Genomic DNA, 25881 nt, shown 5'->3' on the forward strand with positions numbered 1-25881 from the left:
CGGCGCTGCCTCCCGTTCACCGCGTTTCGTCCAGCGTGCAAATCACCGTGCAGACGACACCGCGCGGCAGGAAGTCGATGGTCGCCTCGCCGCCGAGCTGGTCGCGCGCACTGCGCTCGATCAGGCGCGAGCCGAAGCCGCGCTGCACCGGCGCCGTCACCGGCGGTCCGCCGATCTCGGTCCAGATCAGGCGCAGCCGCGGCTTCGGCGCATCGGCGATGACTTCCCATTCCAGCGTCACCCGGCCGGTCTCGTTGGATAGCGCGCCGTACTTTGCGGCATTGGTGGCGATCTCGTGCACGATCATCGACAGCACCACGGCGAGCCGTGGCGACAGCGGCACCGCGGGTCCGGCCATGCGGATGCGTTCGGGATTGTTCAGCAGGAACGGCTGTAGCGCGCGGGCGATCACGTGCCGCAGCTCGGACCCCGCCCATTTCTCCTGGCTCAGCAAATTATGCGCTTCGGCCAGCGCGCCAAGCCGGCCCTCGAACTTCGTCCGCTCGTCCCGGCTTGAACTTCGGAATGTCTGCACCGCGATCGCCTGCATCAAGGCCAGCGTGTTCTTGACGCGGTGGTTAAGCTCATCGATCAGAAGATCGTGCAGCATCTCGCCGCGCGCGATCGTGGTCGCCATCCGGACCGCGAAGGTCAGGCCGGTCAGCAGCAGGATGCCGCCGATCAGGCTGGTGATCGCGATGTTGCGCCAGAGCGGAGCGATCAGCGAGCTCTCGGCGACGCCGGCGGCGACCGTCCATCCGGTCAGCTGCGACCGCGTGTAGGCTCCGGCCAGGGCGACGCCGTCGAGCGACACTGCCGGAAGCGATGCCTCGCTGCTGCGGAACATCTCGGCGTAGAGCGAGGGCGAAGCGCGCTTGCCGACGGTTTCGCTGGGGTTCGGCGCGCGCGCGAATACGATCCCCTTGTTGTCGAGCAGCGACACCGTCCAAAGCTTGTCGGGCTGCTGCTTCTCCACCAGATCCTGGAAGATGCTGATCGGCGGGCTGAAACAGAGGTCGTAGATCACCTCGCCGTTGCGAAACACTGGGACCTCGACGGTGAGCACCTGTCGCCCATTGATCGCGCCGGTGAACAGGTCGGAATATTGCCGCGACCTGGTCGCAAATACCTTCTCGATGATCTCGATATGACCGCGTGGCGGCAGGCTTGCAGTGTCCTCCGTTGCCGAGGAGAACAGCAGCCGGCCGTTGCGATCGGAGATCAGCACGGAGGCCGCCCTTGCCGTATTGGTCGACGAAGCCGAGCGCGATGCGGCGGAAGTTCTGGAAGTCGTCGTTGCGCAGCGAATTCGTCAGCGCAAGGACCTGCAAGCCGCCGGTCATCCGCTGCACCTCGGAGTCCAGCACGAGGCGCATGCTGCGTACGTTCTCCAGCACGCGGCGGGTCGCGTCGTTCCGGTCCTGCTTGTAATTGTAGACGGCAATACCGACCGCAAAGACGATCAGCGGCAACATCGTTCCCGTGACCAGAAGAGCGAGCCGGACCGGCAGGGTGAGCTTTGACAAAACGCGGGCGTCCCGGTTCCGGTGCAGCGGCGCCGGATTATGATTTTGGGGGGACCATACGGGTGGGACTTGCGCTGCGCCACGATTTTCGCGTTCGGCGGGCCGTTGAAAGATGAGTTATTGCAGCGCAGCCGGGGACGCCTGCGCATCAGCTCATGTTGATCGCGGTCAGCAGCAGACACATGGCGTAGGCGGCCGCCTTGCGTCACGCCTTGATCAGTCGATTTCCTGAACGACCGTGCGCGAAGCGGGATCCACCAGCATCACGCGATCGCCGGTATAGACATAGCGATACTTGGTGAGGGAGGGACCCCAATCCGTCGGAACCGGCTCGAGCTCGACCTCGCTCGGCACCGTCGCGCCGACGATGATTTTTTCCTTCGTCGTGACCGGGCGAACGCGGTGTTCGGTGACGTAGGATTGGATCCTGGTTCGGTATTGCGGCTCGATCTGAACCGCTGTCGCGTGCCCGGTTCCGGTGGTCACCACGGTGGATTGCGCGAAAGCGCCGGTCGTCATCAGGATGGCCGCGGCGGATAGCAAAAACAGCTTCTTCATATTGTCCTCCACGTAAGACCAAGCGCCGCACCAACATTCCACCGCAGGCACCGTTCCCCGAAGTCAGGAACAAAGTGCCATTTTTTCCCGTTGTTCGGATCGACCGGACCGACATGCCCGGCAACTGGAGGAGGAAGATCATGAACACGAAGCTTGCGACTGCGGCATTGATGATTGCCGCATTCTCCCTGCCGGCGTTCGCGGCCAACGAGTTCTACGTCGTGCAGGACGTCAAGACCAAGAAGTGCACCATCGTCGACAAGAAGCCGACGGACACGTCGATGACCGTCGTCAGCCCGTCGGGCACCATCTACAAGTCGCGCACCGAGGCTGAAAGCGGCATGAAGACCGTCAAGGTCTGCACGTCCAACTGAGGAGGATGACACAATGCCCGTTCTGATTCTGTGGGCCGTGCCGGCCGTGCTGGTGATCGGCGGCGGCATCTATCTGATTGGCCATTTGCACTAAAGTGCTGTGGAAGGCGAGCGGGTCTGTGCGTGCAGCGCACAGGTCCGCAAGCCCTCTGTCTGATACGAGAAGGAGAAGGGCTCCCCTCAGCCCGCCACACGTCGGCAGGAGCGCAAGTTGCAGTGCAACAGCTCGCGCAAGGGGTGGCCCTGCGACGAAGAGGACCTCCCGCGCACGCGAAATGACTTCCGTCCCGCCGACGTTTTCCATACGCTTCCCTCTCGCAAGCCGTATACCGGCTGCGCTCACGGCCCGGCGACAGGGCCGGAGTATCAAAGGGAGGGGAGACGATGAAGCGAAGATCATTTCTCGCTGGGCTCGGCGCGACCACTGCGGCGGCTGCGATGGGCATGCCGTCGATCATCAGGGCACAGTCGCCGATCACGCTGAACGGCGCGGTCCAGTTCAACGACGACCACGCCTTCAACCGGGCACTGCTCCGGTTCGAAGAGCTGGTCAAGAAGTACTACGGCAAGCCCGTCAACTTCACGCTGCACAGGAATTCCTCGCTCGGTCTCGAAAAACAGTATTTCGAGTACATGTCGCAGGGCAAAGCCGTCGATTACGGCATCGTCTCGCCGGCTCACATGTCGACCTTCGCCAAGGCGGCCCCGTTCATCGACGCGCCCTTCCTGTTCAAGGGCATCGAGCACATGAACAAGGTCGTCGAAGCCAATATCCTGGCGCCGATCGCCGACGAAGTCGCGGCCAAGGCCGAGGTCGTTCTGATCGGTTATTCCGGCGGTGGCATCCGCAACATTTTCGCCAACAAGCCGCTCAAGACTCTCGCCGACCTCAAGAGCCTGAAGGTGCGCGTACAAGGCGCGCCGATCTGGTCGAAGACCTTTGCGGCCGTGGGCATGAGCCCGACGGTGATCGCCTATAACGAAATCTACAACGCGATCCAGAACGGCGTGATATCGGCCGGCGAGAACGAAGCGGCCGGCGTCGAGGCGATGAAGTTCTACGAAGTGGCCCCGCATCTCAACCTGACCCAGCACGCCGTGTCGATCCGGCCGATCTGCTTCTCGGTAAAGACGCTGAAGACCTTGCCCAAGGACTTGCAGGACGCGATCATGAAGGCCGGCAAGGAGGCCGGCGATTACGGCCGTCAGGTGGAGTCGAGCGAAGAGGTCGTCAAGCTCGACGCGCTGGAGAAGGCAGGCAAGCTCAAGCGCGTTCCCTTCGAAGAGCGGGACGCCATGAAGAAGCTCGCCGACCCCGTGATGGCCACCTACGCCAAGGAAATCGGCGCGGAAGGCATTTTCGAGAAGATCAACGTCGTCTGAGAACTGTCGCCGCCCACGCGACAGGACGTCGGGGCAAGCCAGACGACTTGCCCCGTTGCGTGATTGTGATCCCCGGAGTCTTGATGACTGAAATATCGATGCCACCGAACCCGTCGCTATGGCGCCGAGCGACGGCGGCCTATGCAAAATTGCTGGAAATCCTGCTCGCCGCCTCGGTCGGCATTCTGGTCATTCCGGTCACGTTGCAGATCATCTCGCGCTACACGCCTTTGATTCCGTCCTACATCTGGACTGAGGAGATGGCGCGGTTCATGTTCATCTGGACGATCATGATCGGCGCCATGGTCGGCATAAGAGAGTCGCAGCATTTTGAAGTCGATGTCTGGCCTGATCTGTCACGCCGAAGCGAAGCCATGGTGCGGATTCTCGCGCGGCTCGGCGTGCTGGCGCTGGCGCTGGTGTTCGTATCCGCCGGCATCGAGTTCACCCGCTTTGCCTGGAACAGAACTTCGGAGCTGGCCGATCTGCCGCTTTGGCTGATCCACGTCGCCTGGCCGATTGCCGGCGTGACCTGGATCGTGTTCGCCGGTGAACAGATTGTCGACGAGATGCGGATTCTGGTCGGGGCAAATCAATGAGCGGCAATGTTCTTTCTGCCGGACAGGCCGCGATGGTCCTGTTCGGTGCTTTCGTTGGCCTGCTCATCATACGCGTGCCGGTCGCCTTCGCGCTTGGCCTTGCCTGCGTGCCGATCCTGCTGATCGAGCCGCATCTGTCGCTGATGACGCTCGCGCAGGAAACCTTCAACGCCTACAATTCGTTTATCCTGCTGGCGGTGCCGTTCTTCCTGCTCACCGCCAATCTGATGAGCATCGGCGGCATCACCGACCGGCTGGTCGCGCTGTCCCGCTCGATGGTCGGGCACTGGCCGGGGTCGCTGGCGCAGATCAACGTCGTGCTGTCGGTGTTCTTTGCCGGCATCTCCGGCTCCTCCACCGCGGACGCGGCGAGCCAGTCCAAGATCTTCATCGATGCCCAGACCAAGGAGGGTTACGACCTCTCGTTCTCCATCGCCATCACCGCGGTCTCGGCCGTGCTCGCCGTCATCATCCCGCCCTCGATCCTGATGATCGTGTGGGGCGGGCTGATCTCAACCTCGATCGCCGCGATGTACCTGGCGGGGATCGTGCCGGGATTGCTGATCGCCGGCGCGCAGATGGCGACAGTGCATGTCTATGCCGTGCGCCGCGGCTATCCGACCTATCCGAAGGACACCTGGAGGGAGATGTGCTGCGCCATCTGGCGCTCGATACCGGCGCTGATGACGCCGTTCATCATTGTCGGCGGCATCCTGCTGGGGTGGTTCACCGCGACCGAATCCGCCTGCGTCGCGGTGCTTTATTCCGTAGCGCTGTCGACATTCTTTTACCGTGAAACCGGCGCGCGCGAACTCTACAGGGCGTTGCTCGACACCGGGCGCCTGGCCGGCGTCGCGCTCTTCTGCGTGGGCACCGCGAGCGCGTTCGGCTGGCTGTTGGCTTATTACAGGATCCCGCAGGAACTGCTGGCCAACGTCTCGACCTGGGGCATGGGTGCGATCGGGGCCGGCTTCTTCATCGCGTTCTGCTTTCTGGTGGTGGGCTGTTTTCTCGACGCCATTCCGGCGATCATCATCGTCGGTACTGTGCTGGAGCCGCTCGCCAGGTCCGTAGACCTCCATCCGGTCCAGTTCGCGATTATTTCCATTATATCGCTCGCCTTCGGGCTGGTGACGCCACCCTATGGTTTATGTCTGATGATCGCCTGTTCGATCGCCGGCGTGCGGCTGCGTTATGCGCTGAAGGACACGGTGATCATGCTGATTCCGATGCTGCTCGTCCTGGCGGCAGTCATCGTCTGGCCAAGCGTGTCGCTGTTCCTGCCGCGTCTGATCGTGCCGGAGATGTTGAAATGAGCGGGGCGTGATCCCTGTTGGCCTAGAGATTGCTCTCGGTGATCGCGGCGTAGACCATGCTGCGCAGCTCGCGCCGGATCGGATAGGCACTCGACGGCAGCACTTGCGTCATGAAGATCGCAATCAGCTCCTCGGCCGGGTCGATCCAGAACGAGGTGGTGGCCGCGCCGCCCCAATTGTACTCGCCGGGGCTGCCGGCGATCAGCGTCTCGGCCGGCCGCATGGTCACGGCGAAGCCAAGGCCGAAGCCGATGCCGTTATAGGCAGCTTCGGAGAACAGGGAGCGCGACACTTCGGGCAGCGAACGGCCGCCCGGAATGTGATTGCTCGTCATCAACGCCATCGTCTTCGGCCCGATCAGCCTGACGCCGCCGAGCTCGCCGCCATTGAGCAACGCGCGGCAGAAGGTGAGATAGTCGGCAACTGTCGAGCAGAGGCCGCCGCCGCCGGAGATGAAGGAGGGCGGGACGAGGAACGAGCTCGTCGCCGGATCGTCCTGGAGCGTCAGGCCCTCGCGCCGCTGACCGGCATGAAAGGTCATGCCGCCACCCGGGTCGGCCGAGTAACAGGCGGCGAACCGGTGGGCCTTGGAAGCCGGCACGTGGAAATCAGTGTCGGTCATGCCGAGTGGATCGAGGATGCGTTGTTTCAGGAACTGCTCGAAGGGAATCCCGGAGATCTTGCCGACGAGGTAGCCGAGCACGTCGGTCGCGACCGAGTAGTTCCAGGCCTCGCCCGGCGAGAACTCCAGCGGGATTTTCGCGAGGCTCTCGATCATGGTCTGGAGCGTGCCTGACTTCTCGACCTCGCCGATCTTTTCAGTGCGGTAGGCGGCATCGACGTTGGAGCGCTGCTGGAAGCCGTAGGTGAGGCCGGCGGTGTGGCGCAGGAGGTCGACGATCAGCATCGGCCGCGACGGCGGCCGGGTCAGGAAGGCCGGCGCGTTGCCGGCGACGAACACGCCGAGATCCTTCCACTCCGGAATGTACTTGGCGACGGGCTCGTCGATCGCAACGAGGCCCTGCTCAACCAGCATCATGAAGGCGACGCTAGTGAGCGGCTTGGTCATGGAATAGATGCGGTAGATGGTGTCGTCCTTGACCGGCAGCTTGCGCTCGACGTCGGCAAAACCCTGAACCGAACTATGCGCAACCTTGCCGCGCCGATAGACCAGGAGATGCGTGCCCGGGAAGCGGCCGGCATCGATGTAGCGGCTCTTCAGATGCGCATCGACGCGGTCGAGCGCGACCTTGGACATACCGACGGATTCGGGCGAGGCGGGGGTAGGGGCGAGCATCAGTTCCTCCGGGCAGCTTTTCTGGGAAGGTTGATAGCCGAAATGGCAGCCCCATTCCAAGCGCGTTGCGCTTAACGCCGCCCGGCCTACTGGTGTAGTCTCCACCTTGGAACGCCTCCAGGGAGCCGCAAAGATCCCCATGGGCCCACGAGAAAATCGCAGGCAAACGCACCATGACCCAGTTCAACGAGACTGAACTCACCGAAGCCGTCGTCCGGAGCTTTGACCAGACACCCGACCCGCGCGCGAAATTCCTGCTCCAGGAATTGGTGAAGTCGCTGCACGATTACGTGAGCAAGACCGGCCTCACCTTCGAGGAATGGGAATACGCCATCGATTTCCTGACCCGCACCGGCCAGAAATGCACGGATACCCGCCAGGAATTCATCCTCCTGTCCGACGTGCTCGGCGTCTCCATGCTGGTCGACGCGGTCAACCACCGCGAGCGCGAGGGCGCCACCCAGACCACCGTGCTCGGGCCGTTCTATGTCGGCGAGCACAAGGTGACGGCGCACGGCACCGACATCTCTCCGAACAATCAAACCGGCGAACGGATGTTCGTGCAGAGCCGCGTCACCGATCTCAATGGCAAGCCGCTCGCGAATGTCCCCGTCGACGTCTGGCATGCCGATGATGACGGCTTCTACGATTCACAGAAGCCGAACTATGAGGAGGTCGGCGCCTCCGCGCGGGCGCGTTTCATCACGGATAGCGACGGCCGCTTCTTCTTCCGCACCATCTTGCCGTGCAGCTACCCGATCCCGACCGATGGCCCGGTCGGCGAGATGATCGTGCAGACCAACCGCCACCCGATGCGGCCCGCGCACGTGCACTTCCTGGTCAATGCGAAAGGCTACGAGCCGCTGATCACCCATGTCTTCATGGACGGCGACAAATATCTGGATTCCGACGTGGTGTTCGGGGTCAAGGACGATCTCGTCGCCAAGGTCGAGCCGCGCAACGATCCGGCGATGCCCGACGGCTCCAAGGCAAGCGGGCAGTGGCACTTGATGAGCTACGAATTCCACCTCAAGCCGGGCGGCGGCATGGCGCCGAAGCCGCTGGGGACGAAGGCGGAGGAGCCGGCCTGACGGTCAGGCGCGAGCCGCGCGCGCCCGCCCCCCTCATCTCCCGATAAAGGCCGCCAGCTCGTCAGGCGTCCCCATGGGGAAGGCTTCCTTCATAAAGTCGAGGAAAGCGGATACGCGCGCGCTTAGGAGCCGGCGCGATGGATAGAGCGTCCATAACGCGATCTCTGGTCCGTCGATGTCGCCCCAATGCACCAGCGTGCCGGCAGCCAGATCGTGACTGACCAGTGACACCGGAAGGCGTGCGGCGCCGACGCCCGCCCGGACTGCATCGCGGACCATGACGAGCGATGACAGCCGAAGGACCGGATCAACCGCGATGCGCGATCTTCCGCTTGGCACCGTCACTTCCCAGCTTGTCAGCTGGTCGCCCGGTCCGCGCATGACAGCCGGCACAGCGATGCCGTCCTTCGGTCGTTTCAGGTCCGGGCTCGCCACGACCACCAGCCGATCGCGCAGGAAGATTCGTCCGACAAGGCTGTCATCTGGATCGGGATTGACCCGGATCACCAGATCATACCCCTCCTCCACCATGTCGACGGAGCGATCTTCCGTCGAGACCTCAAGACGGACCTGAGGATATCTGAGCGCGAACCCGGCCGCGAGTTTCCCCATCGCAGTCTGAGAGAACAGCAAAGGCGCGCTGATCCGCATCCTGCCTCGCGGGCTGTCCCCGCCCGAAGCGATCGCTGCCGCTGTCTCGTCGAGCTCGGTGAGCAATGCCCCCGTCCGCTCGTAAAGGGCGCGTCCTTCCTGGGTGAGTTTCACGGCGCGCGCGCCGCGCTCGAACAGGCGCAGGTCGAGCGCGGCTTCCAGCTCCGCGACCCGGCGGGAGAGGGTGGCTTTCGGACGCCCGGCGGCCCGTGCGGCGCGTCCGAACCCGCCGTGCCGGGCGACGAGATTGAAATCGGCGAGTGCGAGCAGGTCCATCGTTCCACCAGTGAGACGGTCTGTCTAGATATATCGTATATCGGTTTGAATGTGGATCACTAATTTCCCGGGTGTCTTCTGACCCAACCCGGAGTGATCCCCATGACCATCCTCGTTATCGGCGCAACCGGCACCATCGGCCGCAACGTCGTCGAACAACTCGTCAAGCGCGGCGCCGATGTCCGCGCTCTCGCCCGCGATTCCGCAAAGGCAAACCTGCCGGCAGGCGTCACGGTCGTGCAGGGCGACCTGCTCGACGTCGACTCGCTGCGCAGCGCGTTCAAGGGCGTCTCGACCCTGTTCTTGCTCAACGCTGTGGTCGCCGATGAATTCACGCAGGCGCTGATCGCGCTCAACGTGGCCCGCGAGGCCGGCGTCGAGCGCGTGGTCTACCTCTCGGTGATCCACAGCGATCGCTACGTGAATGTCCCGCACTTTGCCGGCAAGTTCGGCGTCGAGCGGATGATCGAGCAGATGGGCTTCAACGCCACCATCCTGCGCCCCGCCTACTTCATGAACAACGATCTCACGATCAAGGACGTGGTGACCGGATACGGCATCTATCCGATGCCGATCGGGAGCAGGGGGCTCGCCATGATCGATGCGCGCGACATCGGCGAGATCGCGGCCGTTGAGCTCATCCGTCGTGAGCGAGCCCGCAGCGCCGCTTGCGCTCGACCGCATCAATCTGGTCGGTCCCGAAACGCTGACCGGCGCGAAAGCCGCCGCCGTCTGGTCGGAGGTGCTGGGTCGCACGATCGCCTATCCCGGTGACGATACCGCCGGCTTCGAGAAGAATCTCCGGCAGTTCATGCCGAGCTGGATGGCCTACGACATGCGGCTGATGAGCGAGCGTTTCCTCACCGAGGGAATGGTCCCAGAGGCTGGCGACGTCGAGCGGCTGACCGCGCTGTTGGGGCGTCCCCTGCGCTCCTATCGCGACCTTGTCTCCGAGATCGCGGCCTTTGCCTGACGGCACGGGCACGTCCCATCGCGACAACGTGCCTGGCTACACCCTTGATCAGCGCGCGTGCAACATCGCAAGCAGGACCACGACGACGCAGGCGAGCGCCGCCGTGGTCAATTTCCAGAACATCAGCGGGCTGCGCTCCAGCAAGGGCGTGATCCGCGTGTCGAGATAGGCCGGATTGGGCGAGCGAAGCTCGAAGACGAATTCGGACAGATCCTCGTGCCGCTTGTAGGGATCCGGATGGAGCGCACGTCTGAGCGCGCCGTCGACCCAAGCAGGCACGTTGCTGTCGTCGTTGGCCGGGCGATATTTGAGCCTCCGCACGTCCGCCTTGCGCCGGATACTGGCGATTTGGGTGCCATAGGGAAGCTTTCCCGTCAGCATCTGGTAGCAGATCACGGCCAGCGAAAACATGTCGGAGCGCGACGAGCCGCCTTGCCCAAGAAAATATTCCGGCGCCGTGTACTGGACCGTTCCCAGAATTTCGTCGGCCTCGTCCTGCGGCGCGGCCTCCGCGACGCCTGCCACCCTGACTGATCCAAAGTCGATGATCTTCGCGGTCCCGGTCTTGTCGATCAGGATGTTGTCGGGCCTGAGGTCCTGATGCAGCATTTCCATGCGGTGGAAGGCGCGCAGGCCCGCGGCGATTTGCTCGACCAGTCCGCGGACGGTTTCGAGATCGGGGCGTGGATTGTCCGTCATCCATTGCCGCAAGGTCTGACCTTCGACGAATTCGGTGGCAACGTAGAGATAGCTGCGCCGTTTCGACTGCGACAACGGCTTCAGCACGTGCGGGCTGTCGATCCGGCGCGCGATCCACTCCTCCATCAGGAAGCGCTTCAAATAGGCGGCATTGTCGCGCAAATCGATCGACGGAAGCTTCAGCGCGACTGGCTCTTCGGTTACTGCGTCGACGGCAAGGTAGATGTGACTGCGGCTGCTGCCGTGGATTTCGCGGACGATCCTGTAGCCGTCGAAGATTGCCCGCGGCTCCGGCAGCGGGGGAAGCGGCAGTTGGGAGGTCTGGTTGAAGATGCCGGCTGGCTCGCGGTGCGGCACCGCATCGATGCGGAGGATCTGGACCGTGATGTTGTCGTCGCTGCCGCGCCGGTAGGCTTCCTGGACGATCGCTTTCGCCGCCCCATCGAGCCCGGCTGCATGCTCGCTGAGCGCGCTCGTGATGAAACGCGCGTCGACGAATTCATAGGCGCCGTCGGTCGCCAGCAGGAAAGTGTCGCCAGTCTCGATTTCGAAACTCTGGTAGTCGATCTCGAGCTGCGGATTGATGCCGAGCGCGCGGCCGAGATAGGTTTGCTCCGACGACACGATGATCCGGTGATCGTCGGTCAGCTGCTCGAGCGCCTTGCCGGCGACGCGATAGACGCGACAGTCGCCGACGTGGAAGATGTGAGCGGTGGTCGCCTTGATGACCATGGCGCTCAGGGTGCAGACATAGCCCTTGTCGCGGTCATAGGCATATTGGCTCTTGCGCGTCTGCGCGTGCAGCCAGGAATTGGTGGCATCCAGCACGCGGCGGGCGGAGGTCTTCACCGTCCAGGATTCCGACGTGCAGTAATAGTCCATCAGGAAGCTCTTGACCGCCGACTCGCTGGCGATCTGGCTCACCGTGCTGCTGGAGATGCCGTCGGCGAGGACGGCCGCAATGCCCTTCAGGCTGAGCATCGGCTCGTCCGGAACGAGGACGCCGTGAAAATCCTGGTTGATGGGCTTGCGACCCTTGTCGGAATGCTGGCCGACCGAGATATGAAGTCCGCGGGTCATTGTCATCACCGGCAAAGGGGAGCCTCACCCTGGTCGGACGAGGCTCCCCTGTCGAGACGTTTTCGATCAGGCCGCAACGCGGGTCGGCGCGGCCTTGCCGGCCTGCCGCTTCGGCTTGGTCATGACGTGCGTGGTGTAGAGGGTCATGCCAGTGAAGGCGAGGCCGCCGACGAGATTGCCGAGCACGGTCGGGATCTCGTTCCAGATCAGATAGTCCATGATCGAGAACTTCGCGTGCAGCATCAGGCCCGAGGGAAACAGGAACATGTTCACGACGGAATGCTCGAACACCATGTAGAAGAACAGCATGATGGGCATCCACATCGCGATGACCTTGCCGGGGACCGAGGTCGAGATCATGGCGCCGACGACGCCGGTCGAGACCATCCAGTTGCAGAGCATGCCGCGCATGAACAGGGTCGCCATGCCGGCGGCACCATGCGCGGCGTAGCCGAGCGTTCGGCCTTCGCCGATATTTCCGATGGCCGCGCCGACCTTGTCGGGCTCTTGCGTGAAACCGAACGTCGTGACGAAAGCCATCATGAAGGCGACGGTGAGGGCGCCGCCGAAGTTGCCGACGAAGACGAGGCCCCAGTTGCGCAGCACGCCGCCAAGCGTGACGCCGGGACGCTTGTCGATCAGGGCGAGCGGTGAGAGCACGAACACGCCGGTGAGCAGATCGAAGCCGAGCAGGTACAGCATGATGAAGCCGACCGGAAACAGCATCGCGCCGACCAGCGGCTGGCCGGTGTTGACGTTGATCGTGATGGCGAACCATGCGCCGAGCGTGAGGATGGCGCCGGCCATATAAGCGCGGATGATGGTATCCCGGGTGGACATGAATATCTTGGACTCGCCCGCATCCACCATCTTGGTGACGAATTCCGAAGGCGCGAGATACGACATCGATGGTTCCTTTTGCTTCGTAAAAGAGATCACGCCCTCCTGCGAGAGCGATTGGCCGCGGGCTGCCCGCCGCGCACGAGGGCTTGGAATGGTTTCGGAAGCCTTGGGAATCGCGTCACGACGACCGAGCCGGGAAGGGCCGCGAAGCAGTTGAGCTTCCTCGTTGCGGCCGCCAGAGGCTGCAACCATGCGGCAAAGCCGCAGTCTTCGTTGACGTGATGGAAGAAGCAATTTGCATGCCGGGGCCTGCAGCTTGAAAAGAGTTAGCGATATTAATTAGATACCATTGCCACGGTTCAGATTTCGACGCACTCCGTGGCCTTATGCTTGAGCCGCTGCATAGTATTTGTGCGCCGCACAAGGATTGAGCAGGTCGCAAATTTCACGTGCGGACTAAGCCTGCGACAAACTGGCGCGCTGCACATAACGTTATGAACTGGCGTCGCTTTTCGCTGCTTTGGGCTTGGCACGAAGCTTGAATAGTTCCCAGCCGACGCCATTGAAGCCGTCCCGCGAGACTTCTCATCCGATTTGTGACGCCACCAGACGGGGGGTTCCCTGTCGCGCGTTCGCATGGGCCTTTTTTGGGGTCACGGACGGACGGGCTGCTCGCGTGCACTGACGCAATCATTCTGCAACGACGCAAAGGACGACACCGCCAATGACCAAGCGCACCCGCCGGCCCTCGGAAACGATCGGCCTGAACCGCCGTCAATTGTTGAAGGCTGCCGGCTCGACCGTCGCACTCCTCGCCGCTGCCAAGCTGAATTTCCCCGCCGGCGCTTTCGCGCAGGACGCCGGCCCCGAGGTCAAGGGCGCCAAGCTCGGCTTCATCGCCCTCACCGACGCGACCCCGCTGTTCGTCGCGAAGGAGAAGGGCATCTTCGCCAAATACGGCATGCCCGATGTCGAGGTCCAGAAGCAGGCCTCCTGGGGCACCACGCGTGACAATCTCGTGCTCGGCTCCGAAGGCAATGGCATCGACGGCGCGCACATCTTGACCCCGATGCCGTATCTGATCTCGGCCGGCAAGGTGACGCAGAACAACCAGCCCACGCCGATGTACATTCTGGCGCGCCTGAACCTGAACGGTCAGTGCATCTCGGTCGCCAAGGAATATGCGGACCTCAAGGTCGGCATCAACACCGCGCCCTTCAAGACTGCGCTGGAGAAGAAGAAGGCCTCAGGAAAGTCCGTGAAGGCCGCGATGACCTTTCCCGGCGGCACCCATGATCTCTGGATCCGCTACTGGCTCGCTGCCGGCGGGATCGATCCTGACAAGGACATCGAGACCATCGTGGTGCCGCCGCCTCAGATGGTGGCCAATATGAAGGTCGGCACCATGGACTGCTTCTGCGTCTGTGAGCCCTGGAACCTCCAGCTGATCCACCAGGAGATCGGCTACACCGCGATCACCACCGGCGAGCTATGGGACAAGCATCCCGAAAAGTCGTTCGGCATGCGCGCGGCCTGGGTCGACAAATACCCGAAGGCGGCGAAGGCGCTGCTGATGGCGGTGATGGAAGCCCAGCAATGGTCGGAGAAGGCCGAGAACCGAGAGGAAGCCGCAGTGATCTGCGCCAAGCGCCAGTGGATCAACTGCCCGGTTGAGGACATCACCGATCGCATGAAAGGCAAGTTCGACTACGGCACCGGTCGCATCGTCGAAAATTCGCCGCAGCAGATGCGCTTCTGGAAGGACCATGCCTCCTATCCGTTCCAGAGCCATGATCTCTGGTTCCTCACCGAAGACATCCGCTGGGGCAAGTACGAGGCGAATTTCGACACCAAGGCGCTCATTGCCAAGGTCAACCGCGAGGACATGTGGCGCGATGCGGCCAAGACGCTGGGCGTCGCTACTGCCGATGTCCCGGCCTCCACCTCGCGCGGCAAGGAAACCTTCTTCGACGGCAAGGTGTTCGACCCCGAAAATCCGGCCGCCTATCTGAAGTCGCTCGCGATCAAGCGCGTCGAAGTCTGATGGAGCCTGCGGCTGCCGTGAGGCGGCCGCATCGTCTTGGAAAGCCGAGATTGGGAGCCGGAGAGATAGCGATGAACATGCCTGCCACGAAGATGGACATTGAGACCGCGACCACGACCGGCGCCGCCGCGCCGGTCGTCGCGATGACACCGAGGCGCCCGCGGCGCGGCGAGACCTACGCGCGGATGGCGCGGGAGACCGCCGTGCGCGTGATCCCGCCGCTCGTCGTGGTCGCGCTGCTGACATTGATATGGGAACTCGTCTGCCGTCGCGCCGGCTCGGCGCTGCCGCCACCGTCAAAAGTCTTCAAGGACACCAAGGAACTGATCCTCGATCCGTTCTTCGATCACGGCGGCATCGACAAGGGTCTGTTCTGGCATCTCTCAGCCAGTCTCCAGCGCGTCGCGCTCGGCTATTCGCTGTCCGCCATCGCGGGCATTGCGCTCGGCGTCCTGGTCGGCCAGTCGGTCTGGGCCATGCGCGGGCTCGATCCGTTGTTTCAGGTCTTGCGCACTATCCCGCCGCTCGCCTGGCTGCCGCTCTCCCTCGCGGCGTTCCGCGACGGCCAGCCCTCGGCGATCTTCGTCATCTTCATCACCTCGATCTGGCCGATCATCATCAACACCGCGGTCGGCGTCCGCAACATCCCGCAGGACTACCGCAACGTCGCCGCGGTGGTGCAGCTCAATCCGCTCGAGTTCTTCGCCAAGATCATGATCCCGGCCGCCGCGCCCTACATCTTCACGGGGCTTCGCATCGGCATCGGCTTGTCCTGGCTCGCGATCGTGGCCGCGGAAATGCTGATCGGCGGTGTCGGCATCGGCTTCTTCATCTGGGACGCCTGGAACTCCTCGCATATCAGCGAGATCATCCTGGCGCTGTTCTATGTCGGCATCATCGGCTTCGTGCTCGACCGTCTGATCGCGGGCGTCGGCAAGATCGTCACCCGCGGCACCGCGCCGAACTGAAGGGGAAAGCACATGACCGCCTATTTGAAGCTCGACCACATCGACAAGGTCTTCACCCGCGGCGCGGCCACGACCGAGGTGTTGAAGGAGATCAACCTGACGATCGAGAAGGGCGAATACGTCTCGATCATCGGTCATTCCGGTTGCGGCAAGTCGACCCTGCTCAACATCATCGCAGGATTGACCACCGCCACCACCGGCGGCGTACTGCTGGAGAACCGCGAGGTGAACTCGCCGGGTCCGGATCGCGCAGTGGTGTTCCAGAACCACAGCCTGCTTCCGTGGCTGACCGTGTACGAGAACGTCAGGCTCGGCGTCGACAAGGTCTTCGCCAAGACCAAGAAGCGCGCCGAACGCGACGCATGGGTCATGCACAATCTCAACCTCGTGCAGATGGCCCATGCCAAGGACAAGCGGCCCTCGGAAATCTCCGGCGGCATGAAGCAGCGCGTCGGCATTGCCCGCGCGCTTGCGATGGAGCCCAAGGTGCTGCTGCTCGACGAGCCGTTCGGCGCGCTCGACGCGCTGACCCGCGCGCACTTGCAGGACTCCGTGATGGCGCTGCATCAGAAGCTAGGCAACACCATCTTGATGATCACCCACGACGTCGACGAGGCCGTGCTGCTGTCCGACCGCATCGTCATGATGACGAACGGGCCGAGCGCGCGCATCGGCGAGGTGCTGGAGGTGCCGCTGGCGCGCCCGCGCAAGCGGCTCGAGCTCGCGACCAACGCCGCTTATCTGAAGTGCCGGCAGCGCGTGCTCGAATTCCTCTATGAGCGTCATCGCTTCGTCGAAGCCGCGTAAGCGCGTCGTTAACACATGCGTGGCCCGCACAAATAACAGACATCAAGCTCAATCCTTGTGCGCCGCACAAGGATTGAGCGAATCGCAAAATTTGCGTGCGAATGGAGCCCTGCAACAATTTCGGGCTGTTCGAATAAGTCTCTGAATTCCCTGTATTTACCGAATGCGCGTGGTTGGCACGGAAATTGAAATACCAACTGCGACGCCAACGACGACGTCCCTTAACATCATCAATCAGCATCGTGAACTCGCCACCGGGGCTTGGCCTCGGCGCGCGCCTCCTTGCCTGGAGGCAGAGCCTGCAACGACGCAGCGGTGAGCCTGAAAGGGATACTCAATGACGAAGAATCCAAACTGGATTTCAGACTGGCGCCCCGAAGATGAGGCGTTCTGGAATGCGACTGGCAAGACTATCGCGCGACGCAACCTGATCTGGTCGATCGTGGCCGAGCATATCGGCTTCTCGGTCTGGCTGATCTGGAGCATCGTCACCACCAAGCTGCCGCAAGCGGGCTTCCACTACACCACCGACCAGCTGTTCCAGCTCGTCGCGGTGCCCGGGCTGATCGGCGCGTTGATGCGCTTTCCCTACACTTTCGCGGTGACGACCTTCGGCGGCCGCAACTGGACCATCTTCAGTGCTGCGATCCTGTTCATTCCGACGCTCTCGCTGGCCTATTTCGTGGGCCAGCCCGATACGCCGTTCTGGCTGATGCTCCTGATTGCCTCGACCGCCGGCCTCGGCGGCGGCAATTTTGCGTCCAGCATGACCAACATCTCCTTCTTCTTTCCTGACCGGATGAAGGGTTGGGCGCTCGGACTGAATGCCGCCGGCGGCAATATCGGCGTCTCCAGCGTGCAGCTGTTGACCCCGATCCTGATGACGCTCGCCGTCATCAACCTGTTCCAGGCAACACCCGTCGACGGTGTCTTCCTGCAAAACGCCGGCCTGATGTGGGTGCTGCCGATCGCGATCGCGGTGTTCGGCGCGGTGTTCTTCATGAACAACCTGACCACGGCCAAGTCGTCGATCAGGAACCAGCTCGCAGTGGTCAAGCGCAAGCACACCTGGATCATGGCGTATCTCTATATCGGCACGTTCGGCTCGTTCATCGGCTACTCGGCTGCGTTTCCGCTGCTGATCAAGACGCAGTTTCCGCAAGTCACGATTGCGATCGCATTCCTGGGGCCGCTGGTCGGCTCGTTGTCGCGGCCGCTCGGCGGCTGGCTTGCCGACAAGATCGGTGGGTCGGTCATCACGTTCTGGAATTTCATCGTGATGGCAGGCGCCACGGTCGGCGTGCTCTACTTCGTCGGGCAGAAGGACTTTATCGGCTTCCTGTCGATGTTCCTGGTCCTGTTCGTGACGACGGGCATCGGCAACGGTTCGACCTACCGCATGATTCCCTCGATCTTCCGCGAGCAGAATCTGTTCAGGGTGCGCGGCAAGGGCGATGCGGAGCGCGCGGTCGCCTTGAAGACGGCGAGCATCGAGAGCGGTGCGGCGGTCGGATTCATCGGCGCGGTCGGCGCCGTCGGCGGCTATCTGATCCCGACCGGCTTCGGCAAGTCGATCGCGCTGACGGGAGGACCGCAGCTCGCGCTCGCGATCTATCTCGGTTTCTACGCCTCCTGCCTCGCGCTGACCTGGTGGTTCTATCTGCGTCGCAGCCCGCAGGGTGAAGGCGTGTCAAGCCTTGCCGGGGCGCGCGTGTAACACTTGGTACGAATCTCGCTTCTCTCCGTACGCGGGGAGAAGCATTGCCCGACAGTTTGATCATGAACCTGGTTCGCAACGGCGCGCACCAAGGCAAACCGAAACAGGCAGGAGAACATCATGACGCCAGAACAGATCACCCTCGTCCAGCAGAGCTTTGCCAAGGTCGCGCCGATTTCCGCGCAGGCCGCGATACTGTTCTACGATCGCCTGTTCGAGGTGGCGCCGTCGGTGCGCGCGATGTTTCCTGAGGACATGACCGAGCAGCGCAAGAAGCTGATGGGCATGCTCGCCGCCGTCGTCGGCGGCCTGTCGAACCTGGATTCGATTCTTCCCGCGGCCTCGGCGCTGGCGAAGCGGCACGTCGCTTACGGCGCCCAGGCCGAGCACTACCCCGTGGTCGGCGCGACCTTGCTGTGGACCCTGGAGAAGGGGCTCGGCGAAGCCTGGACGCCCGAACTCGCCAGCGCCTGGACCGACGCCTATGGCGTGCTGTCCGGCTACATGATTTCCGAGGCCTATGGCGCCCAGGCGCAGGCCGCCGAATAGGAGACGCCTTGTGAGTGAGCCACTCGTCATCGTCGGTAACGGTATGGCGGCCGCGCGCCTTGTCGACGAGCTCGCCAAGACCGCACTCGGCCGCTACGCGGTTGCCGTTATCGGCGATGAACCACGGCTCGCTTACAACCGCGTGCTGCTCTCCTCCGTGCTGGCCGGCGAGACCGGTTCGCACGAGATCGAGCTGAGACCTGCCGACTGGTGGCGCCATCGCGGCGTCACGGTGCGCTACGGCTATCGCGTCACCGAGATCGACACCGGCCGACGCGAGCTCAAGATCGAAGGCGAAGAGAGCATGGAATATTCCAAGCTCGTGCTCGCCATCGGCTCGACGCCGCTGCGGCTCAACGTGCCGGGCGCCGATCTCGCCGGCGTGCACACCTTCCGCGACACCCGCGATGTCGACCTGCTGCTGACGCTCGCTGCCGCCAGGAAGCGCGTCGTTGTGGTCGGCGGCGGTCTGCTAGGACTCGAAGCAGCCTACGGCCTCGTCAAGGCCGGAGCGCCTGTGACGCTGCTGCATCTGATGGACCGGCTGATGGAGCGCCAGCTCGATGCGCCCGCTGCGGACCTGCTCAAGACGCTGGTCGAGCGCAAGGGCATTCGCATCCTGCTCAATGCCTCCACGGTCCGCATCCATGGCGAGGGCCAGGTCGAAGGGGTCGAGCTTGCCGATGGCAGCCGCATCGAGGCAGATGCCGTGATCTTCGCCGCCGGCATCAGGCCCAATACTGCGCTCGCCAAGGACGCCGGCATCGCCGTCAACCGCGGCATCGTCGTCAACGACGAGATGCAGACGGAGTCACCCGATATCTACGCGCTCGGCGAATGCGCCGAGCATCGCGGCACCTGTTACGGCCTCGTCGAGCCTGCCTACGAGCAGGCGCGCGTGCTGGCGCGGCATCTTGCCGGCCGGCCTGCGGCCTATCAGGGCAGCGTAGTCTCGACCAATCTGAAAGTGTCAGGCGTCAGCGTGTTCTCCGCCGGCGACTTCATGGGCGGGGAGGGCAGCGAGAGTCTCGTGCTCACCGATCGCAGGCGCGGCACCTACAAGAAGCTCGTCATCGCCGACGGCCGGCTCACCGGCGCCGTGCTGATCGGCGATACCGTCGATGCGCTCTGGTATCTCGAACTGATCCGCAACAGCGAAAAGGTGGCGGCGATCCGCACCGACATGGTGTTCGGCCGCGCGCTCGCGCGATCCTCGAAAGCAGCCTGATATGACCGCGATCGATCCCACGCTCCGCGCCACCAAGACGACCTGTCCGTATTGCGGCGTCGGCTGCGGCGTGCTGGCGACGCCGGAGGGCAACGGCGGCGCGGCGATTGCGGGCGATCCCGATCATCCCGCCAATTTCGGCCGGCTGTGCTCGAAGGGCTCGGCGCTCGGCGAGACTGTCGGGCTCGAAAGCCGGCTGCTCTATCCGATGATCCGCTGCAAGGGCGTGCTCGAACGCGTCGCCTGGAGCGATGCGCTCGACCACGTCGCCCACCGCATGCAGCACATCGTCGCCCGCGACGGCGCCGACGCGGTCGCGTTCTATCTCTCCGGCCAGCTTCTGACCGAAGACTATTACGTCGCCAACAAGCTGATGAAGGGCTTTGTCGGCACCGCCAATGTCGACACCAATTCGCGGCTCTGCATGTCGTCCTCGGTCGCCGGTCACCGCCGTGCCTTCGGTGCCGACACCGTGCCCGGCTGCTACGAGGATCTCGACCAGGCCGATCTGCTGGTGTTCGTCGGTTCGAATGCCGCCTGGTGCCATCCGGTGCTGTTCCAGCGCATGCTAAAGAATCGGCAGGAGCGCGGCGCCCGCATGATCGTGATCGATCCGCGCCGCACCGATACCGCGACCGACGTCGACCTGTTCCTCGGCCTCAAGCCAGGCACCGACACGGCACTGTTTTCCGGCCTGTTCGTTCACCTCGCCGACAACGGTGCGCTCGATCAGGACTACATCGCGCAATACACGTCGGGCTTTGACGACGCACTGGCGCGCGCGCGCAGCATCGCCGGCAGTGTCACGGCGACCGCGCTTGCCACCGGTCTCACCGAGCAAGACGTGGCTGCCTTCTTCAAGATGTTCCGCGACACCGAGCGGGTCGTCACGCTCTATTCGCAGGGTGTCAACCAGTCGGCGCAGGGCACCGACAAGGTCAACGCGATCCTGAATTGCCATCTCGCCACGGGACGCATCGGCAAGCCCGGCACTTCGCCGTTCTCGTTCACCGGCCAGCCCAACGCGATGGGTGGCCGCGAGGTCGGCGGCCTCGCCAACCAGCTCGCCGCGCATATGAACTTCACGCCGCCGGACATCGACCGCGTGCGGCGGTTCTGGAAGGCGCCGCGCATCGCCACCCATGAGGGGTTGAAGGCAGTGCAGCTGTTCGAAGCCATCAACCGCGGCGAGGTCAAGGCGCTGTGGGTGATGGGCACCAACCCGGCAGTGTCGCTGCCCGATGCGGACTTCGTGCGCGAGGCGCTGACGAAACTCGAGCTGTTCGTGGTGTCCGAGAACGTGCTCTCGAACGACACGGTCGATGCCGGCCCGCACGTGCTGCTGCCGGCGCTCGCCTGGGGTGAGAAGTCGGGCACCGTGACCAATTCCGAACGCCGCATCTCGCGCCAGCGCTCCTTCCTGCCTGCGCCAGGCGAGGCAAGACCGGACTGGTGGATCCTGAGCGAGACCGCAAGGCGACTCGGCTTCGGCGACAGCTTCAACTACAAATCGGCGGCCGATATCTTCCGCGAGCACGCCGCGCTCTCGACGTTCGAGAACGACGGCAGCCGCGATTTCGACATCGGCGCGCTGACGTCGCTGTCGGACGAGGCCTTTGACGCCTTGAAGCCGGTGCAGTGGCCCGCGCGCGAAGGCGAGGCGCCCGTCGAACGGTTCTTCGCGCAGGGCGGCTTCTTCACCAATGACGGCAAGGGCCGCTTCGTCGCGCCGGAGGTGCCGGCGCTGCGTGGCGAGACCGGGCCGTCGCGGCCGCTGCGCCTCAACACCGGGCGCATTCGCGATCAGTGGCACACCATGACGCGTACGGGTCTCAGCCAGCGGCTCGGCGCGCATCTGCCGGAGCCGTTCGTCGAGATCCATCCTGACGATGCCAGCAAATACGGCATCGTCCACGACGGCTATGCCCGCATCACCACGGACTACGGCCAGTGCATCCTGAAGGTCGTCGTCAGCGATCGGCAGCAGCGCGGCACGCTGTTCGTGCCGATCCACTGGAGCGCGATGAACGCCTCCCACGGTCGCGTCGGTGCGCTGGTCGCACCGTTCACCGATCCGTTCTCGGGGCAGCCGGAATCGAAGGCAACGCCGGCGGCCATCGCGCCCTATGAATACGTCTTCCGCGGCTTTGCGTTGTCGCGCAAGCAGCTCGACCTACCGTCGAACCTGATGTGGACCCGCGTCACGGTCGTCGGCGGCTTCGGCTATCTCTTCGCCGACAATGCGGATCTGTCGCGCTGGCCGGCCTGGCTCGGTGGCGTTGCCGGCGAGGACGTCGCCGACTATCGCGACTTCGGCGGCGGCGTTTATCGCGCGGCGTCGTTTGCGGGCGACCGCATCGAAACCTGCCTGTTCGTCGGCCCCGCGCATGATGCGGGCGACTGGGAGGTGGTGAAGAGCCTGTTCGTGTCCGACCACGTCACCGACGAGCAGCGCCGCATGCTGCTCTCAGGCAAGTCCAGCGAAGGCGCCGCCTCGACCGGCCCTGTCGTCTGCGCCTGCTTCGGCGTCGGCCGCGGCACCATCTGCGACAGCATCGCTGCCGGCGCGCGCACGGCCGCCGAGATCGGCGCAAAGCTCAAGGCCGGCACCAATTGCGGCTCCTGCATCCCCGAGCTGAAGCGCCTGATCGCGACGACCGAGGTCGCGCCGGCGAAGCCAGTGAAGCTCGCGGGCGCGGCGGGGTAGGGGTCTCTCCAGACCAAGAGACGGTCTCGTGCCCCGGACGCTGCCGCAGCACGAAGTGATGCGCTGCAGAGCCGGGGGCCATCGCGCGGAGGTTTGTGTGGGCCTTTCTGGGTCCCGGCTCTGCGCAGCAACGCAGGGGGCGTTGCAGCGCGTCCGGGACACGAGAGCGGTATGGCTAGGTACGCCGCCATGCCCTCCGCCCAATCGACGCGCCCTCGATTGTGCCTTATGTTGCCGCGATCTCCCATCAACAACGACAAAAATAACAATGATGTACCTGGAAACGCCGCCGCGCCTGATTGAAACCAAGCTGTTCTCCGCAATGCCCGACAGGTTCCGCCGCAAAAGCGAGCGGACGGATTGGGCCGATGCCAACCGGCCGGGTGTGCCGACGGACTCCTTCATCGAAGGACCGTCGTTCGACAAGGATGGCAATCTCTACATCGTCGACATTCCCTTCGGCCGCATCTTCCGCATCGAGCCCGATGGCGAATGGTCGGTCGCGATCGAATATGAGGGCTGGCCGAACGGATTGAAGATCGCGGGCCGACGGCCGCATCATGGTCGCCGACTACAGGCACGGCATCATGGAGTTCGAGGCCAAGGCCGGCCGCATCAAGCCTGTCCTGACTGCACGCAATTCGGAATCGTTTCGCGGCTGCAACGATCTGCATCTCGCCTCCAACGGCGACATCTATTTCACCGACCAGGGCCAGACCGGCCTGCATGACCCCAGCGGCCGCGTCTATCGCCTGACACAAAGCGGCCGGCTCGATTGCCTGATCGATACCGGCATCAGCCCGAATGGCCTGGTGCTCGATCCGACCGAAACGGTGCTGTTCGTCGCGATGACGCGCGACAATTCGGTGTGGCGGTTGCCGTTCATGAAGGACGGCAGCGTGTCCAAGGTCGGCCGCTTCTGCTCGCTGTTCGGCACCAGCGGCCCCGACGGCATGACCATGGATGCCAAGGGCCGCCTGTTCGTCGGGCACGCTTCGCTTGGCCATGTCTTCGTGTTCGCGCCGAACGGCGAATTGATCGCGCGGATCAAATCGTGCGCGGGGCCGAATTGCACCAACGTCGCAATCGGTGGCGCAAAGAACGATCGGCTCTATATCACGGAGTCCGGGACCGGCAGCGTGCTGGTCGCTGATATCAGCGGACTGTGAGCTTTCACATGAACACAAGACCTTTCGGCGAAACCGGCGCCGCCGTCTCCGTGATCGGGCAGGGCACCTGGTATCTCGATCATGGCGATCGCAAGCGCGCGATCACGGCGCTTCAGCGCGGGCTCGATCTTGGCATGACTCACATCGACACCGCCGAGATGTATGGCGATGCCGAACTCGTCATTGCCGATGCGATCACGGGCCGGCGCGACGACGTGTTCCTGGTCTCAAAGGTGCTGCCAAGCAACGCTTCGCGCGGCGGAACCATCACCGCCTGTGAGCGCTCGCTGAAGCGCCTGAAGACTGATCGGCTTGATTGCTATCTCCTGCACTGGCGTGGCTCGTATCCGCTGGAGGACACCGTCGCCGCATTTGAGGAACTGGTGAAGACCGGCAAGATCAAATCCTGGGGCGTCTCCAATTTCGACGCCGACGATCTCGACGAGATCCTCGAAATTGCCGGCGAAGGCAAGATCGCCTGCAATCAGGTGCTCTATCATCTGAAGGAACGCGCGATCGAGCACGCGGTGATCCCGTGGTGCGAACAGCATGGCGTCGCTGTGGTCGCCTATTCGCCGTTCGGCCACGACGATTTCCCTACGAGCAACAGCAAGGGCGGCGCCGTGTTGGCGGGCATAGCGGAGGCGCGTCGCGCGACGCCGCGCCAGGTCGCGCTGAGCTTCCTCACCCGTGAGACTACGGTGTTCGTGATCCCGAAGGCGTCCTCTGCGGAACATGCCGGCGAAAATGCAGCGGCCGGTGATCTCGTGCTGACGAAAGACGAGATTGCGGCGCTCGATGCGGCGTTTCCACGCGGTGCAAAGCCGCGCAGCCTGCCCATGCTGTAGTGCACAAAAGCCTATTATTAATGGAGTATTGACGCGCGCGGGCGTGAGCGCATATCGGCATCCTGTTTTCGGAAGTTGTGAAGGCGGCGCAATTATCGTTTTTAAGGATCATTCCCGATTCGCATTTCCTAGGTTCCTGCCGTGACACCGCCGCCCGCCGTAGCCGCAAGGCTCGACAGTATTCCCATGCCCATGCCGGAAAAGAAGCAGCAGGCGCGCCGCGCGCCTGCGCGCGTCGATCATCCCTTCAAGGGTATCGCGCTGGTGCTGCTGTCGACGATCTTTCTCGGTTGCTCCGATGTCACCGCGAAATATCTGTCGTCGAGCCTGCCGTCGATCGAGATCACCTGGATCCGCTTCGTGACGTTCGCGCTGATGTTCACGCCGGTGATGCTGCCGGGCTCGCCGTTCCATGCGATGCGCACCGAGCGCCTCGGCCTGCAACTGATGCGCGGCGCGGCACTGCTCGGCTCTTCGCTGTTCTTCATCACTGGCCTGAGCTTCCTGCCGATCGCGGAAGCCTCCGCCACCGGTTTCGTCTCGCCGCTGTTCGTCACCGCGCTCTCGATCATCTTCCTCAGCGAGAAGGTGGGCATGCGCCGCTGGATCGCCACCGCGATCGGCCTGACCGGCGTGATGATCATCCTGCGTCCGGGCTCCAGCGCGTTTCACGCCGCCGCGTTCTTCCCGATCGTCTCGGCGTTCTGTTGGGCCGCCGCGCTGATCCTGACGCGCATGATAAGCGGTCGCGAAGCCGTCCTCACCACGATGGCTTATTCGGCGCTGACGGGCGTTGCGATCCTCTCTCTGATGGTGCCGTTCGTCTGGGTCACGCCGAGCTGGACTGCGATCGGACTTGGCATCGTGATCGGTGTTGCCTCCACCGTCGGCCAGTGGATTATCGTGCTGGCCTATCGCTACGGCGATGCCTCGGTGCTGGCGCCGTTCTCGTATACGCAATTGCTGTGGGTCAGCATTTTGGGCTTCTTTCTGTTCGGAGAAGTGCCTGATATCTGGACCGTCACCGGCGCGGCCTTCATCGTCGCCAGCGGCCTCTACATCGCCCACCGCGAGCGCATCCGCCGCGCCCAGCTCCTGATAATGGAAGAGCGTTCCCCGAACCCCTGACGCAAGTTCGCGCGTCCGCTTTGTGCTATCAGCGGCTCCAACAACAAGGG

The 25881-nt window shown here is 63.5% G+C and carries 19 protein-coding genes and 3 pseudogenes; 16 read left to right on the top strand and 6 right to left on the bottom strand.

The features are described 5' to 3' along the window. Positions 1–16 precede the first annotated feature (16 nt). Positions 17–1475 (bottom strand): annotated as a pseudogene (locus ACVWYI_RS13495) (sensor histidine kinase). Between the two features lie 267 nt (positions 1476–1742). Beyond that, a complete protein-coding gene (locus ACVWYI_RS13500; RefSeq protein WP_247441293.1) occupies positions 1743–2084 on the bottom strand; it encodes a DUF1236 domain-containing protein in 342 nt (113 codons plus the stop codon). Positions 2085–2224: 140 nt separating this feature from the next. On the opposite strand from ACVWYI_RS13500, the gene ACVWYI_RS13505 reads away from it, so the two are divergent. The 4 genes from ACVWYI_RS13505 to ACVWYI_RS13520 all read left to right on the top strand — a co-directional run bounded on the left by ACVWYI_RS13505 (position 2225) and on the right by ACVWYI_RS13520 (position 5756). After that, entirely contained in the window at positions 2225–2458 is a 234-nt protein-coding gene (locus ACVWYI_RS13505; protein WP_247441295.1) for a hypothetical protein, read from the top strand. 384 nt (positions 2459–2842) lie between these two features. Beyond that, the gene (locus tag ACVWYI_RS13510; protein ID WP_456662295.1) at positions 2843–3841 is read left to right on the top strand and encodes a TRAP transporter substrate-binding protein; all 999 of its coding nucleotides are present in this window, start codon (positions 2843–2845) and stop codon (positions 3839–3841) included. A gap of 83 nt (positions 3842–3924) precedes the next feature. Then, the gene (locus ACVWYI_RS13515) at positions 3925–4440 is read left to right on the top strand and encodes a TRAP transporter small permease (RefSeq protein ID WP_456662296.1); all 516 of its coding nucleotides are present in this window, start codon (positions 3925–3927) and stop codon (positions 4438–4440) included. Beyond that, a complete protein-coding gene (locus tag ACVWYI_RS13520; protein ID WP_456662297.1) occupies positions 4437–5756 on the top strand; it encodes a TRAP transporter large permease in 1320 nt (439 codons plus the stop codon). Before ACVWYI_RS13515 ends, ACVWYI_RS13520 begins: the two co-directional genes overlap by 4 nt. 22 nt (positions 5757–5778) lie before the next feature. Here ACVWYI_RS13520 and ACVWYI_RS13525 read toward each other — a convergent pair whose 3' ends face one another. Further along, a complete protein-coding gene (locus ACVWYI_RS13525; protein ID WP_456662298.1) occupies positions 5779–7053 on the bottom strand; it encodes a serine hydrolase domain-containing protein in 1275 nt (424 codons plus the stop codon). A gap of 173 nt (positions 7054–7226) precedes the next feature. Between ACVWYI_RS13525 and ACVWYI_RS13530 the strand changes: the two genes are divergently transcribed. Then, entirely contained in the window at positions 7227–8144 is a 918-nt protein-coding gene (locus ACVWYI_RS13530) for an intradiol ring-cleavage dioxygenase (RefSeq protein ID WP_456662299.1), read from the top strand. A gap of 33 nt (positions 8145–8177) precedes the next feature. On the opposite strand, the gene ACVWYI_RS13535 is transcribed toward ACVWYI_RS13530, so the two are convergent. Then, entirely contained in the window at positions 8178–9071 is an 894-nt protein-coding gene (locus tag ACVWYI_RS13535; protein WP_456662300.1) for a LysR family transcriptional regulator, read from the bottom strand. A 102-nt stretch (positions 9072–9173) separates the two neighbouring features. Between ACVWYI_RS13535 and ACVWYI_RS13540 the strand changes: the two are divergent. Further along, a pseudogene (locus tag ACVWYI_RS13540) lies at positions 9174–10044 on the top strand (SDR family oxidoreductase). 48 nt (positions 10045–10092) lie between these two features. Here the strand turns inward: ACVWYI_RS13540 and ACVWYI_RS13545 are convergent. Continuing rightward, a complete protein-coding gene (locus tag ACVWYI_RS13545) occupies positions 10093–11829 on the bottom strand; it encodes a protein kinase domain-containing protein (RefSeq protein WP_456662301.1) in 1737 nt (578 codons plus the stop codon). 60 nt (positions 11830–11889) lie between these two features. Continuing rightward, positions 11890–12729, bottom strand: coding sequence for a formate/nitrite transporter family protein (locus ACVWYI_RS13550; RefSeq protein WP_247342686.1), 840 nt, complete (start codon positions 12727–12729; stop codon positions 11890–11892). A gap of 661 nt (positions 12730–13390) precedes the next feature. Here ACVWYI_RS13550 and ACVWYI_RS13555 point away from each other — a divergent pair. From ACVWYI_RS13555 to ACVWYI_RS13600, 10 genes and pseudogenes are all read left to right on the top strand, one after another. Further along, entirely contained in the window at positions 13391–14710 is a 1320-nt protein-coding gene (locus ACVWYI_RS13555) for a CmpA/NrtA family ABC transporter substrate-binding protein (RefSeq protein WP_456662302.1), read from the top strand. A gap of 71 nt (positions 14711–14781) precedes the next feature. Beyond that, positions 14782–15678, top strand: coding sequence for a nitrate ABC transporter permease (ntrB, locus tag ACVWYI_RS13560; protein ID WP_456662303.1), 897 nt, complete (start codon positions 14782–14784; stop codon positions 15676–15678). A 12-nt stretch (positions 15679–15690) separates the two neighbouring features. Next, positions 15691–16485: an ABC transporter ATP-binding protein gene (locus ACVWYI_RS13565; protein ID WP_247441314.1), complete on the top strand. Its 795-nt coding sequence runs from the start codon at positions 15691–15693 to the stop codon at positions 16483–16485. A gap of 337 nt (positions 16486–16822) precedes the next feature. Beyond that, positions 16823–18202 (top strand): MFS transporter, encoded by a 1380-nt coding sequence (locus ACVWYI_RS13570; protein WP_456662304.1) that lies wholly within the window; start codon positions 16823–16825, stop codon positions 18200–18202. A 120-nt stretch (positions 18203–18322) separates the two neighbouring features. Continuing rightward, positions 18323–18751, top strand: a complete 429-nt coding sequence (locus ACVWYI_RS13575) for a globin family protein (protein ID WP_354053134.1) — start codon at positions 18323–18325, stop codon at positions 18749–18751. A 10-nt stretch (positions 18752–18761) separates the two neighbouring features. Continuing rightward, positions 18762–19979, top strand: a complete 1218-nt coding sequence (locus ACVWYI_RS13580; protein ID WP_456662305.1) for an NAD(P)/FAD-dependent oxidoreductase — start codon at positions 18762–18764, stop codon at positions 19977–19979. A 1-nt stretch (position 19980) separates the two neighbouring features. Then, the gene (locus ACVWYI_RS13585) at positions 19981–22686 is read left to right on the top strand and encodes a nitrate reductase (RefSeq protein ID WP_456662306.1); all 2706 of its coding nucleotides are present in this window, start codon (positions 19981–19983) and stop codon (positions 22684–22686) included. 271 nt (positions 22687–22957) lie between these two features. Further along, positions 22958–23855 (top strand): annotated as a pseudogene (locus tag ACVWYI_RS13590) (SMP-30/gluconolactonase/LRE family protein). A gap of 8 nt (positions 23856–23863) precedes the next feature. Next, on the top strand, positions 23864–24703 hold the full coding sequence (locus tag ACVWYI_RS13595; protein WP_456662307.1) for an aldo/keto reductase: 840 nt from the start codon (positions 23864–23866) through the stop codon (positions 24701–24703). 186 nt (positions 24704–24889) lie between these two features. Next, on the top strand, positions 24890–25831 hold the full coding sequence (locus ACVWYI_RS13600) for a DMT family transporter (RefSeq protein WP_247441508.1): 942 nt from the start codon (positions 24890–24892) through the stop codon (positions 25829–25831). Positions 25832–25881: the final 50 nt, after the last annotated feature.

It is taken from the genome of Bradyrhizobium sp. LB13.1 (assembly GCF_054056815.1).